Origin of the sequence: Pseudomonas donghuensis (genome assembly GCF_000259195.1) — a bacterium.
GTDB lineage: Bacteria > Pseudomonadota > Gammaproteobacteria > Pseudomonadales > Pseudomonadaceae > Aquipseudomonas > Aquipseudomonas donghuensis.
The window spans coordinates 15,287-28,501 of record NZ_JH650774.1 but is presented as its reverse complement, the minus strand read 5'-3'; the positions used below and the strand labels follow the sequence as shown (position 1 = coordinate 28,501).

Sequence of the window (13,215 nt, the reverse complement as noted above, 5' to 3'; positions counted from 1 at the left end):
TCATAGGCCGGACGAGAAGTCGTCCGGCCCTCGCGAACCTCGGCCCGGCCTGGGGGGCGAGGCCACCTACTTGGATGCGGTCTTGTACAGGCTCAGTGCTCTGTTGGCTGCGGCCAGGCATCCTTTCCCATCACCTTTTTCCCGAGCTTCCTTGGCCTGCGTAATCAGATTGCGAATATCCGTGGCCACCCCACCTTGAAGACCAGCGCCCTCGGAACGCTCAATGGAGTCAAGCTGGTTGATCTTGGCAGTACAGGTGTCGGCATCGGTCTTGTCCCCGGCGTACACAACCGGCGCGCAGATGATCGATGCAACGGCTATCACTCTCAACATGTTCATGGGTAGCTCCTTGGGTTGTTTGCAGCAGATTTAGATAACACCAACTATTAAATATAGAGCGCACAGCATCCCGCGTCGTATTTTTGGGCCTGAAACGATGACTGGACGTCTGTTGCCCCTTTGCAAGATCGTCGTGTCGCGCTATTTTACATAACCATGGTTATGTAAATATAACAATAGCGTGCCGAGGAAAAAATGAACAGTGAAGACATGTCTCCACCGACATGCCGCCGGCGCCTGCTTGTGCAGGCGCTCGCGGGCGTGGCGCTGGTAGGTGGTACGGGGCTCGCCGGGCGAGCGCTGGCCCAGACGGTAGAGGCAACCCCGCAAGATGTACTGGACGTGGTCGTCATCGGCGCCGGGCTTGCCGGGCTCACCGCGGCCAGAGATCTGGATCGCGCTGGCTGTACCTCCTTCACCGTACTGGAGGCTCGGGATCGAGTTGGCGGACGAACCGTCAACCATCAGCTCGCTGGCGGCGTGATCGCGGAGGCAGGGGGGCAATGGGCAGGCCCTGGACAGACGGCCATCTTCGACTTGGCGCGCGAACTGGAAGTGGAAATCTTCCCGAGCTACTACCAGGGCCGTAATGTCTATCTAGCAGGCGACGCCCGCTACGAAGAAGACCTCAGCGCCGCCCACGGCAACCCCGTCACTGCAAAGCTCAATCAACTCTCGCGGCAGGTTCCGAGCAAGGAGCCGTGGACCGCAGCCGATGCGCCCGAAATCGACAAGCTATCGGTAGCCCAATGGCTCACGAGCCAAGGCATCGACAATTCCAGCCGGTTCAGCTTCGACACCTCCATAGGCCTGACCACTGGTACGCCGCCAGCCAGCCTGGCCCTGCTCCACTACCTTTCGCTGATCAATTCGGCCGACTGCAGTATGGAAAAGCTGGAGGGCTTCAATGGCGGCGCCCAGGAGACCCGCTTCGTGGGCGGCTCCCAGGTGTTGAGCACGCGCATGGGTGAGTCGTTGGGCGATCGCCTGAGGCTGTCCAGCCCGGTACGCAAGATCGGCAACTGGGACAGCGACATTGTCGAAATTTACACAGACCAGGGGCTGGTCCGCGCCCGGCAGGTGATCGTTGCACTGCATCCCGCGCTGTGCCATCAGATCGTCTTCGAGCCAGCTCTGCCCGAAGGGCGCGCGCAACTGCAACGGCTGTGGCCTGCCCATGCCCCGATGCGCAAGACGGTGCATGTCTACGACCGGCCATTCTGGCGAGACAAAGGGCTCAATGGGCAGATCAGCCAGGCCGATGGCCCCCTGATCTTTTCCTGCGACAACTCGCCCGCCGATGGCAGCGTCGGCATCCTTTCGGCGTTCGTGCGCAGCGCCCAGCTAACACATGAAGCCGAACGGGCGAGCCAGACGCTGGCCGGCATTTTTGCCCAGGCATTGGGTGATGAAGCCTTGCAGTTCAGGCAGTACCACGATCACGACTGGGCCAAGGTCGACCCCTGGACCTTGACCTGCGTCGGCGCCATCCCTCCCGGTTTTCTCACCCGTTGGGGCCGCTACCTGAAACCTGCCGTCGGTCGGCTGATCTGGTCGGGCACCGAAACCGCTGACATCTGGGCCAGCAGCATGGATGGCGCAGTGCGCTCCGGCCACCGAGCTGCCCTGGAAGCGTTGCAGGCGCTGGTTGCCAATCGGAGGAACGCATGATGAAACGCGCTTTGCTGATAGGTGTTGCGGTCGGCGTTACCGGGCTTGTGCTGGCGGCAGTCATTGCCGGCCCGCAGATGCTAGCGGGCTATCGATTCATGAGTGCACTGGACAGCCACTACGCCCGCTACGACGCCGATGTCGGAACCTGGCCGCAACCCCAGGATACCTGCAACGCATGCCATGGGGCTTCCGGGCAGTCACAGAACGAGCAGTACCCATCCCTCGCGGGGCAGCAGGCCAGCTACCTCCAGGCACAACTCCAGGCATTTGCACAGGGCAAACGGCACAGTGCGCAAATGGAGCCACTGGCCGCCACATTGAGCGACGACCAGATCGCGTCGCTGGCGCAGTATTTTGCCCGACAGACGCCGCTGCGCACCGACACACCGGCGGCAGATGAGCGGTTGTCGGCCGAGGGCCAGGCGAGTGCCGCAGCGCGGGGCTGTAGCGCCTGTCATGGCAGCGATTTCATGGGCGGGGCAACTGGGCCGCGACTCGCCGGGCAGGGACAAGCTTATCTGCTCAGCCAGCTCCTGGCGTTCAAGCAGGGCACGCGGACGGACCCAAGTGGGGCCATGAACGCGACCGCCGGACTACTTTCACCAGCCGAGGCACAAGCGCTGGCGCACTACCTCGCAGGCCTCGCCGCCGCCAGCCGCTGACCTGTCGAAGGGCGGATGCTCTGCCACCGACCCTGTTCCAAGGCGTGATCACGCGAGCTTGGCTCCGCAGGCAAAAATCGTTTCGACCTTAAACATAACAGTCGTTGCGTTAAAGCCGACAGCGGATTACAGTGCAGTAAAACAACAACAATCAACGGAGCTCATCGCATGCACGACTCCATTGCCCCACCCGCTGCCGTCCACGCTCCTCCGGGCCTCAGCACTGCCGTCTCGCGGTTGCCGAACGACTGCCGCGTGATCGCCTGTGCGCTGATACCCACCTTTCAATCAACGACCCGGTCAGACCCCGAAGGCGCGGAGATTCCATGAGCAACCTTCATTTCGATACCTTGATCATCGGTGCAGGCCTGTCCGGCATCGGCACGGCTTGCCATCTGATGGACGAGTTCCCCAACCGCAATCTCGCCATTCTGGAGCGGCGTGAGTGCATGGGCGGAACCTGGGACCTGTTCCGCTATCCAGGCATCCGCTCCGACTCCGACATGCTGAGCTACGGCTACAAGTTCCGCCTGTGGGACAGCCCCAAGGTGCTGGCTGACGGTGCCTCGATCCGGCGCTACATCCAGGACACGGCAAAGCAGTACGACCTTGCCGACAAGATCCATTACGGCCTCAGGACCCTCGGTGCGAACTGGTGCAGCCAGCAGCGCCTGTGGCAATTGACGGTACTGCACGAAGCCAGCGGGGATATCCGGCATTACACCTGCCGATTCCTGCTCTGCTGCACCGGCTACTACAACCATGACGAGGGTTTTCTGCCCACCTTTCCAGGGGAGAACGACTTCAAAGGTGTGCGGATCCATCCCCAGCATTGGCCCGAGGACCTGGACTATCGCGACAAGAATGTCGTGGTCATTGGCAGCGGCGCCACCGCTGCCACGCTGATTCCGGCGATGGCCGACAAGACCCGCCATATCACCATGCTGCAACGCTCCCCCTCGTACATCTACTCGCTGCCTTCGACCGATAAGCTTACGGGCGTGCTCTCCCGCATCATGCCTGCAAGCTGGGCGCTCGGCCTGGCACGCAAACGCAACATCATGCTGTACCGCGCCGTGTACATTGCCTGCCGGCAATGGCCACGCCTTATGCGCAGGATCATCCTGGCACACGTGCGCCGCCAAGTAGGCCCGAATGCCGACATGCGCCACTTCACCCCGAACTACATGCCTTGGGACGAACGCCTGTGCGCAGTACCCGACGGCGACCTGTTCAAGTCCATTCGCAACGGCCAGGCGTCGGTGGAGACGGACCATATCGAGCGTTTCACCGAGCATGGCATTCGCCTCAAGTCGGGCAAGGAACTGCCTGCCGACATCATCATCACTGCCACCGGGTTGCGTTTGCAGTTGCTCGGCGGCATGACCGTCTCGGTCGACGGCACGCCGTACCCGATCGGCGAGCAGATGACCTACAAGGGTGTGCTGCTGGAAAACCTGCCGAACATGGCCTGGATCTTCGGCTACACCAACGTGTCGTGGACACTCAAGGTCGGCTTGGCCGCCACTTACCTGTGCCGCCTGTTCCGCTACATGGAACAACGCAACCTGGATGTCGTGACCCCTTACGACAACGGCAACAACGCGTTGAGCGACGGGATCCTGAATTCGATGAAGTCCGGCTACATCCAGCGTGACCAGCACTTCCTGCCGCGTCAGGGCCGGTCGCACCCCTGGTTCGTCTTCATGCACTACGGGCGCGACAAGAAGATGTTGCTCAAGGACCCGATCGAAGACCACCACCTGGAGTTCCAGCGCGCCCAGCAACAAGCACTCACCCCGCGGCCCGCCAAGGTCACCGGTTGAACCACGACGCCCACGGCCTCGCCGCCGGTGCGTGAAAAACAAGAAAGGTAAAAGGCTGAATATCATGCTAGGTCAAATGATGACGCTCCCCCTGACCATTCCTTCACTGCTGGAGCATGCGCAGCGGTATCACGGCGATACCGAAATCGTTTCCTACCTCCCTGGCGGCGCCCTGCACCGCTACACCTATGCCGACGCTCACCAGCGTGCCAGGCAAGCGGCCAACGCACTGACCCGCCTGGGCGTCAAGCCTGGCGACCGGGTGGGTACCCTGGCCTGGAATGGTTTCCGACATTTCGAGCTCTACTACGCGATCTCGGGCATGGGAGCGATCACCCACACCATCAACCCGCGCCTGTTCCCGGAGCAGGTCGCGTGGATCATCAGGCACGCCGAGGACGAGGTGGTTTGCTTCGACGAAAGCTTCGCCCCTCTGGTCGCCGAAATCGCGGCGCAGTGCCCAAGCGTGAAACATTGGGTCGCCTTATCGGACGCTGCGCAGATGCCAACCGCGGGCGAGACCCGTTTGCTGTGCTACGAGGCGCTGCTGGCTGCCGAACCCGCGACGTTCGTCTGGCCGCCCATCGATGAGCATGCGGCGGCGGCGCTGTGCTACACCTCCGGAACCACCGGCAACCCCAAGGGGGTGCTCTACTCCCACCGCGCCACTCTGTTGCACGCCCTGTCCAGTGCCCTGCCGGACTCACTCTCGCTGTCGGCCCGCGAGGTTGTCGCGCCGATCGTACCCATGTTCCATGTCAATGCCTGGGGGCTGCCGTACTCGGCGGCCCTGGTGGGCGCCAAGCTGGTGCTGCCCGGGGCAGGCCTGGATGGTCAAAGTGTCTTCAGACTGTTTGAACAGGAGGGTGTCACCTTCTCGGCCGGCGTTCCCACCGTGTGGCTGAGCCTTCAGCAGTACATGCAGCAGACCGGCAAGCGCCTGCCCAGCCTGCAGCGCTTGGTGGTCGGCGGCGCCGCCTGTCCGCCCGCACTGATGCGCAGCTTCGAACAAGCGTTCGGGATCCGTATTCAGCACGCCTGGGGCATGACCGAAATGTCACCGACGGGCACCGTCAATACCTTGAAAGCGTCGCACCTGGGCCTGGATGAAGAGGCGCGCTTCGCCATCAGCATCAAGCAAGGCCGGCCACCGTTCGGCATTGATCTGAAAACCGTGGACGATGAAGGCAACGAGGTAGCGCGTGACGGCAAGACCTCGGGGGCGCTGGTCGTGCGTGGGCACTGGGTGGTCGATCGCTACTACCGCAGCGATGAGTCCCCGTTGGTGCACGGCTGGTTTCCGACCGGCGACGTCGCCAGCCTCGACCAGGATGGGTTCATGCAGATCACCGACCGGGCCAAGGATGTAATCAAGTCGGGCGGCGAATGGATCAGTTCCATCGAACTGGAGAACATCGCCATGGGCCACCCGGCCGTTGCTGAAGCGGCCGCGCTGGGGATCGCCCACCCGAAATGGGACGAACGCCCGCTGTTGGTAGTGGTCGCCAAACCTGGAGAGGCACCGACCCGTGAGGCGATTCTCGCGCTCTATGCGGGCAAGGTCGCACGCTTCTGCACCCCTGACGACGTCGTGTTCGTCGAGGCACTGCCGCACACGGCAACCGGCAAGGTCAGCAAGCTCCAGTTGCGCCAGGAGCTGCGTGACTACCAATGGCCGGGCTCGCCACCGTGCGAGGTGGCGTCATGAACGCCCCTGCTAGAGGCCGGGCGGATACCCGTGTCATCGACCCGAGCGAAGGTCGCTGGAAGCGCAGGCTGCTCAACCTGCTGTTGCGCCTGTCGGTGAAGTCCCGCCACGGCATGTCGATCGATATCCAGCACCTGCGCAAGCAGTTCGCGCAACTGGATCGCCAGGGCCAAGCGTTACCAACGGACGTGCTTCGCACGAGAGTGTCGTGCAACGGTACCCCTGCGCACTGGCTGTCACCAGCCAGTTGCAGGCCGGAGCGTGTGCTGCTGTACATTCACGGTGGTGCCTTCGTCGCCTACACCCCGCAGATTTATGCCGCGATGGTGGCGAACTGGTGCAAACCGCTCAAGGCCAGGGCGCTGATGGTGGACTACAGCCTCGCGCCCGAGTGCCCCTTCCCCACGGCGCTTGACCAGGCCCATGCGGCCTACCGTTGGCTGCTCGAACAGGGGACCAAGGCCGAACACATCGTGATCGCTGGCGACTCCGCCGGTGGCAACCTTGCGCTGGCGCTGCTGCAGCGGCTCAGGGACGAGGGAGCGCAACTGCCAAGCTGCGCAGTGCTGCTGTCACCGTTCCTCGATTTCACCCTCAGTGGTGCGAGCGCGCTGGGCAATGCCCGTCGCGACCCGATCTTCACCCTGCCTTTCGCGATCGCTATCCGCGGCTTCTACGCATCGGCCGAGAAGCACACGTCGCCTGAAGTTTCGCCATTGTTCGGCTCCTTCGCCGGCTTGCCACCGTTGCTGTTGCAGGTAGGCAGTAGCGAAATGCTGCTGGACGACTCGGTCCGCGCCGCGGCCAGCGCGGCAGCCGCCGGTGTGCCGGTTCGCCTGGAAATCTGGCAACAGCTGCCGCACGTGTTCCAGATGATCGCGGCACTTCCGCAGGCCCGACAGGCACAGCACCATATCCTGGACTTCGTCAATGACCATACGAACTGGGATGGCTAGCGCAAACCTGTTCCTGTCCAGACTCCCAATAATTCCCTCGAGAACAACAACATGGAATTCGATTACCTGATCGTGGGTGCCGGCTCTGCCGGCTGTGTCCTTGCCAATCGCCTCAGTGCCGATCCCAGTGTCACCGTCTGCCTGCTCGAAGCGGGCCCGGAGGATCGATCACCGCTTATCCATACCCCGCTGGGTCTGGCTGCCATCCTGCCGACGCGCCATGTCAACTGGGCATTCAAAACCACCCCTCAGCCGGGTCTGGGCGGGCGGGTCGGCTACCAGCCACGGGGCAAGGTGCTCGGCGGCAGCAGTTCGATCAACGGCATGATCTACATTCGCGGTCACCACGACGATTTCAATGACTGGCAGGCGCTGGGCAACGAAGGCTGGGGCTTCGACGATGTTCTGCCGTACTTTCGCAAGAGCGAAATGCACCACGGCGGCGGTAGCGAGTATCACGGAGGTGACGGCGAGCTCTACGTCAGCCCGGCCAATCGCCACGCGGCCAGCGAAGCCTTCGTGGAGTCCGCGCTGCGTGCCGGGCACAGCTATAACCCCGACTTCAACGGCGCCATTCAGGAAGGCGCTGGCTACTACGATGTGACGATTCGCGACGGCCGCCGCTGGAGCACCGCGACGGCATTCCTCAAGCCGGTCCGCCATCGCAGCAACCTTACCGTGCTCACCCATACCCATGTCGAAAGTATCGTCCTGCAGGGCAAGCAGGCGACCGGGGTACAGGCGCTGGTCAAAGGCTCGCGCGTGCACCTGAGGGCACGCAAGGAGGTCATACTGTCAGCGGGCGCCTTTGGCAGCCCACACTTGCTGATGCTCTCCGGCATTGGTTCGTCAGCCGAACTCGAGCCCCAGGGCATCGCTCTGCGCCATGAGCTCCCGGGCGTGGGTCAGAACCTGCGGGACCACGCCGACGTGGTGCTGTGCTACAAGAGCAACGACACTTCGCTGCTGGGCTTCTCCCTGAGCGGCGGCGTGAAGATGGGCAAGGCTATGTTCGACTACGTTCGCCATCGCAATGGCCCGGTTGCGAGCAACTGCGCCGAGGCCGGCGCGTTTCTCAAGACCGATCCAGGCCTTGAGCGCCCAGACGTCCAGTTGCACTCGGTGATCGGCACAGTGGATGACCATAACCGCAAGCTTCACTGGGGCCATGGCTTCAGTTGTCATGTGTGCGTGCTACGCCCCAAGAGCATCGGCACTGTCGGCCTGGCCTCGCCAGACCCGCGCAAGGCGCCGCGTATCGACCCCAACTTCCTTGCCCACGACGACGATGTCGCGACATTGCTCAAAGGCTATCGCATCACCCGTGACATCATTGCCCAGACGCCCATGGCCAGCTTCGGACTCAGGGATATGTACAGCGCCGGCCTGCACAACGACGAGCAGTTGATCGAGCTGCTGCGCAAACGCACCGACACCATCTACCACCCGATCGGCACCTGCAAGATGGGGCAAGACGAGATGGCCGTGGTGGACAGCCAGTTACGGGTCCACGGCATCCAGGGGCTGCGCGTCGTCGATGCCTCGATCATGCCGACATTGGTCGGCGGCAATACCAACGCGGCCGCGATCATGATCGCCGAACGCGCCGCCGAGTGGATTGTCAACGCCTGACACGCTCACCCGGACTTAAACCGCCCTGCAGAGTGCCAGGCATGGGCGGTTTCCGGGCCCCAGGTCTTCCCTCCTCCCGCCTATCCTCTCCTGCCATTCACGTAAGCAAAAAAAAGCGCCCCGAAGGGCGCTAAAAAGGGCATGACGATCGTAGCGTCAACTCGATATTGCCTCGTCAGCCCCACTCAGCGAACCATGCATCAACGCAGCATCAGGCGCATAAGGGCTTGGGTGAGGCGGCCATAAGGCGGTTTGAGCAAGAAACTGCCATTGAACTTCGCCTGGTAGAACACCGGCCGCATCTTGCTGAACGTCTGGAACCCTTCCTCGGCGTGATAGTGCCCGAGCCCTGAATTGCCCACGCCACCGAACGGCAGGTTTTCCTGTAACACATGCAGCATCACGCTGTTGACCGAAACGCCTCCGGACAATGTCTGGCGCAGCACCGTCTCGACCCGGCCGGCGTCTTCGTCGAACAGGTAGAGCGCCAAGGGCCGCTCATGGGTGTTGATGTAGCCGATTGCGTCCTCGAGCTTGCGATAAGCCAGTACCGGCAACACTGGCCCGAAGATCTCCTCCTGCATGATCAGCATGTCGTCGCGCACATCGAACACCAGGTGCGGTGTCAGCTTGCCCGCTCGACGCGCGCCATCCACATCCGCCAGCGCCACCACGCGCGCGCCCTTGTCCCGAGCGTCCGCCAGCAGCGCCTCGACGCGTGCCAGCTGGCGCGCATTGATCATGCAGGTGTAGTCGGGGTTGTCGGCCAACGGTTGCGGGTAATTTCGAGCCACCGCCGCCCTGGCATGCGCGAGGAATTCTTCCTCGCTGCCGGCCGGCAGGAACAGGTAGTCAGGCGCGACGCAGGTCTGCCCGGCATTCAGGCATTTGCCCCAAAGTACGGTCTCGGCAGCCTGCTTCAACGGGTAACCCGGCGCGACGACGGTAGGCGACTTGCCGCCGAGTTCCAGCGTCACCGGGGTAAGATTCTCGCTGCAATTGCGCATGATCTGCCGGCCGACCGCAGGCGAGCCGGTGAAGATCAGGTGATCGAAGGCTAGCCGGGAGAAACCGTCGTTGATACCGGCACCTGGCTGTATCACCGCTACCAGGTCCGGGTCGAAGCGCTTGCCCAGTAATTCGGCGAGCAAGCGACCATAATGGCTGGAGTCGCTGGCAACCTTGATCATGGCCCGGTTACCGGCGGCCAGGGCGCCGCATAGCGGGCCCAACGTCAAGTAAAGCGGGTAGTTCCACGGCGCGGCGATACCGATAACCCCGAGCGGCTGGGCCAGCACCGCAGCGCGCGCAGGCTTGAACCAGAGCCCGACACCGCGCTTGCGCGGTTTCATCCAGCGCTTCAGGCAGCGGATGGCATGATTGATTTCGCTGACCAAGCCGAAGATATCGAGCATCTTGGTCTCGTGCTCCGACCGGTGGCCGAAATCGTTGGATATGGCGGCTGCGATCCGCTCGGCGTTTTCCAGCACCAGCGCCTTGAGCGCCAGCAGGTTGGCCCGCCGGGTCTCATAGGATGGATAGCGTTCCTCGGCGAATGCCTGGCGCTGAAGCACAAAAACTTCACGCATCCGCTCTACTGCCGGCGCGACTTGCTCGATCGACATTATGTAAGTACTCCTGGTGGATCTCTTGGATCGCTGCGACTGCAAACTGCGACCGTGCGAACGGCCTCAGCATGTAAAACAAGGCGTGTCAGTGCACTGGCACCGCTTGGCGTTTTGCCCGCTCCAGGGCGAAGAACGCGTAGTACAACTGGATCATCATGAACGACCAGCTGGCGAGCGCTATCGACATGAACACGGCCTTCGTGTCGTCCCCGGGTATGGGGTAGAAGTCATAGATGCAGGCCACCAGCAGCCCCAGCATCGCCGCCACCGTCACCCCGAAGGCGTGCAGGTACTCGCCGACCATCACCAGACGGCTGATGAAGTAGGCCAGATAGACCGTGTAGCCAGCCCACATGATGACGTAGAAGTATGGAAGCGGATTGATCATGAAATCGGCCTTGATCATCACGAAGGTGCAGACAAAGGTGATGGCGAAAATCAATGCGTCCTTGCCCGCCGAAGGTCGGAAACCATGGGTCACTGCCATCAGGCCGAGCACGGTGACGATCGGGATGCCGAAGCCGCGGGAAAACGCATCGCAGAAATACGAAATACCGTAGGAGATTTGCGACTGGGTCAGCAGGTAAATGAGGAAATTGGTCCCGGAAAATGCCACGATCAGCCATTCCAGGCCGAGCAGGAAGTTGCCTCTGCGCAGGAACTTGATGCCGTAGGTACTCCCGGAAACCACCAGGAGGACGCAAGTGAGCAACGCAAGAACATCTCTGGTTTCCATAGCTCAGGTCTCTTTCTTGTAAGTATGAAGGCTTTACTTCGGTGTGGCCGCCAAGGCGGCAAGGTAGTGGGCCAGTGCCTTGCGGTCCTGCGCCGAGAGGGCCTGGGTAACCGCCTTCATCGAACCGGTTGGATCGACCCGGCTGCCCTGGGCAAAGGCGTCCAGTTGTACCAGCAGGTAGTCGGCGCCTTGGCCTGCTAGACGCGGGAATGCGCCCTGGCCCATAAGCTTCTCGCCATGGCAGGCGGCACACGCGCCCGCCTGAACCAGTTTCTCGCCTTGCTGGCGCAGGCCAGGATCAGGCTGGAACGTGTGGTTATCCATGGGCGTCTGGCGAGCGTAGTAGTTGGCCAGCTTGTCGATTTCAGCGTCACCAAGGCTCATCGCCAGCGGCTGCATGTTCGGGAAATGCCGGGTGCCGTTGGCAAAGCCGTGCAACTGCGCCTTGAGGTAATCGGCGGGCTGCCCTGCCAGGCTGGGATAGCGCTGGTGCTGCGAGTTTCCGCGCAGCCCATGGCAGCCATAGCAGGCATCGGCGGTCTGGGGCCAGGGCCCGTCCGCTTCATAGGCCTGGGTAGTGCTGTCGATGTAAGTGACGAGGTGGTAGAAGCCCAGCAGGTCACGGCCGAACAAGGCCAACAGGGCGACCAGCAACACTGCCGCACCCCACAACAATTTCTTTTTCATCGCTGTCCCCTATGCCCGACGCAGCGAGGCAAGCGCCTGCAGCGCACTTTGATGACCTGAACGCACGGCGCCATCCATGTACCCGGCCCAGATATCGGCAGTTTCAGTGCCCGACCAGATGAGGTTGCCACACGGCGGACGCAACGATTCGCCATGCTCGCTCCAGAAACCGGGCGGGATCGCCGACACGCAGGTGAGGCTCCAGGGGTCTGCCAGCCCCCAGTCATGATCGTGGTAGGCGACCGGCTGCAAGGCTTCCTCGCCCAAGGAACGGGCGTAGATTTCTGTCAGGACCTGCTGCGCAGCCTGGTGGTCGGAGGGCAGCATTGCATTGACGACGAAGGCGTTGATCACACCGATTTCACCGTTGGGCGGGGAGTTGTCCCAGGCCCATAGCAGTGGCCCCTTGACCTGCATGGTGTGGCCGTTCAGGCCCTTCTCGCGCCAGAACGGCCGCTTGTAGACCATCGCCGTCTTGCGCGCCGGGCTGTGTGCCGGCCAGGCGCGCTGCAGCGCCGCTCGCCCTTCCGGCAGCGCGGGCTCGAAGCGTACCTGGTTGCAAAGGGCCGGATGGATCGCGACGATGACCCGGCGGGCGCGTATCAACCCTTGATCAGTGTGCAGCGTGACGACGTCGCGGTCCCACTCGCTGATCGCGCGCACCGGGCAGGCCAGGCGCAGCCGGTCGCCCAACTGTTCGGCCATGCGGGTGCACAGCAACTGCGAGCCGCCAACGAAGCGGGTGCCTTGCGCACTGTCCTTGATCGAGTCCAGCTTCATGTAGTCGCAGCTTGCCGAATTGATCATCGACAGAAAGTGCAACAGGCTCATCTTGGCCGGCGCCACGCCACAGGTGAGCATGAAGCTGGTGTCCCAGCCAGACCTGTCCTCAGGCTTGATATCCTGTTGTGCCAGCCAGTCACCCGCCGAGAGCTTGTCCAGCTCGTTAACCTTGGAAGAAGCCCATGGTTTACCGGACGGTACCAACTTGGAGAGCTCGCTGAGCTTGGCGCCGATGCGCTCATCGGTGCCGAAAGTACCTTGCAGGTCGATCTCCAGTCGCCCCTCCCCGCCGAGCACCACGGTCTTGCCCTGGTAGTAGGTCGGGAACGTGTCCACCTGAAGCTCACGGGCCAGGTCGGCGACGGCCGTCTGGCCGGGTCCGATCCACTGCCCACCCACCTCGGAGATGTAGCCCGAGCCCAGGTCGTAATTGAGTACCCGCCCGCCGACACGCTCACGGGCTTCCAGCACCTGGAACGAGCGGCAGCCGGCGGTGAGCAGATCGCGGGCCGCCGTGAGCCCAGCCATGCCGGCGCCAATGATGGCAACGTCCAGGATGCCCTCCTCGTCGCCATGCGCAGCCG

At 62.6% G+C, this 13,215-nt stretch carries 11 protein-coding genes; 6 read left to right on the top strand and 5 right to left on the bottom strand.

Translation table 11 applies throughout. The annotated features are described in order from the left end of the window. Nucleotides 1-66: 66 nt before the first annotated feature. A complete protein-coding gene (locus UW3_RS0120480; RefSeq protein WP_010225182.1) occupies nt 67-339 on the bottom strand; it encodes a hypothetical protein in 273 nt (90 codons plus the stop codon). A 195-nt stretch (nt 340-534) separates the two neighbouring features. Between UW3_RS0120480 and UW3_RS0120475 the strand changes: the two genes are divergently transcribed. The 6 genes from UW3_RS0120475 (at nt 535) to UW3_RS0120450 (ending at nt 8,797) form a co-directional block, all read left to right on the top strand. Beyond that, entirely contained in the window at nt 535-2,010 is a 1,476-nt protein-coding gene (locus UW3_RS0120475) for a flavin monoamine oxidase family protein (protein ID WP_026001425.1), read from the top strand. Beyond that, nucleotides 2,010-2,675 carry a c-type cytochrome gene (locus UW3_RS0120470; protein WP_010225178.1) on the top strand — a complete coding sequence of 222 codons (666 nt, stop codon included), beginning with the start codon at nt 2,010-2,012 and terminating at the stop codon, nt 2,673-2,675. The genes UW3_RS0120475 and UW3_RS0120470 overlap by 1 nt, the downstream gene beginning before the upstream one ends. 326 nt (nt 2,676-3,001) lie before the next feature. Continuing rightward, nucleotides 3,002-4,501: a flavin-containing monooxygenase gene (locus UW3_RS0120465; RefSeq protein WP_010225177.1), complete on the top strand. Its 1,500-nt coding sequence runs from the start codon at nt 3,002-3,004 to the stop codon at nt 4,499-4,501. Between the two features lie 76 nt (nt 4,502-4,577). After that, nucleotides 4,578-6,209, top strand: a complete 1,632-nt coding sequence (locus UW3_RS0120460) for a 3-(methylthio)propionyl-CoA ligase (protein WP_010225174.1) — start codon at nt 4,578-4,580, stop codon at nt 6,207-6,209. Then, nucleotides 6,206-7,165 (top strand): alpha/beta hydrolase, encoded by a 960-nt coding sequence (locus tag UW3_RS0120455; RefSeq protein ID WP_148276805.1) that lies wholly within the window; start codon nt 6,206-6,208, stop codon nt 7,163-7,165. The genes UW3_RS0120460 and UW3_RS0120455 overlap by 4 nt, the downstream gene beginning before the upstream one ends. A gap of 51 nt (nt 7,166-7,216) precedes the next feature. Then, entirely contained in the window at nt 7,217-8,797 is a 1,581-nt protein-coding gene (locus UW3_RS0120450; RefSeq protein ID WP_010225172.1) for a GMC family oxidoreductase, read from the top strand. A gap of 200 nt (nt 8,798-8,997) precedes the next feature. Here the strand turns inward: UW3_RS0120450 and UW3_RS0120445 are convergent, their stop codons facing one another. From UW3_RS0120445 to UW3_RS27385, 4 genes are all read right to left on the bottom strand, one after another. Next, nucleotides 8,998-10,422, bottom strand: coding sequence for a coniferyl aldehyde dehydrogenase (locus UW3_RS0120445; RefSeq protein WP_010225171.1), 1,425 nt, complete (start codon nt 10,420-10,422; stop codon nt 8,998-9,000). A gap of 88 nt (nt 10,423-10,510) precedes the next feature. After that, entirely contained in the window at nt 10,511-11,161 is a 651-nt protein-coding gene (locus tag UW3_RS0120440) for a hypothetical protein (RefSeq protein WP_010225169.1), read from the bottom strand. A gap of 33 nt (nt 11,162-11,194) precedes the next feature. Continuing rightward, nucleotides 11,195-11,848, bottom strand: coding sequence for a c-type cytochrome (locus UW3_RS0120435; protein WP_010225167.1), 654 nt, complete (start codon nt 11,846-11,848; stop codon nt 11,195-11,197). A 9-nt stretch (nt 11,849-11,857) separates the two neighbouring features. After that, nucleotides 11,858-13,215 (bottom strand): flavin monoamine oxidase family protein (locus UW3_RS27385; RefSeq protein WP_010225166.1); only part of this gene is annotated, 1,358 nt, incomplete at its 5' end.

Coding starts and splice junctions, on each gene's coding strand:
- UW3_RS0120440 (WP_010225169.1), bottom strand. CDS start 11,161: ATGGAAACCAGAGATGTTCTTGCGTTGCTCACTTGCGTCCTCCTGGTG.
- UW3_RS0120465 (WP_010225177.1), top strand. CDS start 3,002: ATGAGCAACCTTCATTTCGATACCTTGATCATCGGTGCAGGCCTGTCC.
- UW3_RS0120450 (WP_010225172.1), top strand. CDS start 7,217: ATGGAATTCGATTACCTGATCGTGGGTGCCGGCTCTGCCGGCTGTGTC.
- UW3_RS0120480 (WP_010225182.1), bottom strand. CDS start 339: ATGAACATGTTGAGAGTGATAGCCGTTGCATCGATCATCTGCGCGCCG.
- UW3_RS0120460 (WP_010225174.1), top strand. CDS start 4,578: ATGATGACGCTCCCCCTGACCATTCCTTCACTGCTGGAGCATGCGCAG.
- UW3_RS0120475 (WP_026001425.1), top strand. CDS start 535: ATGAACAGTGAAGACATGTCTCCACCGACATGCCGCCGGCGCCTGCTT.
- UW3_RS0120455 (WP_148276805.1), top strand. CDS start 6,206: ATGAACGCCCCTGCTAGAGGCCGGGCGGATACCCGTGTCATCGACCCG.
- UW3_RS0120445 (WP_010225171.1), bottom strand. CDS start 10,422: ATGTCGATCGAGCAAGTCGCGCCGGCAGTAGAGCGGATGCGTGAAGTT.
- UW3_RS0120470 (WP_010225178.1), top strand. CDS start 2,010: ATGAAACGCGCTTTGCTGATAGGTGTTGCGGTCGGCGTTACCGGGCTT.
- UW3_RS0120435 (WP_010225167.1), bottom strand. CDS start 11,848: ATGAAAAAGAAATTGTTGTGGGGTGCGGCAGTGTTGCTGGTCGCCCTG.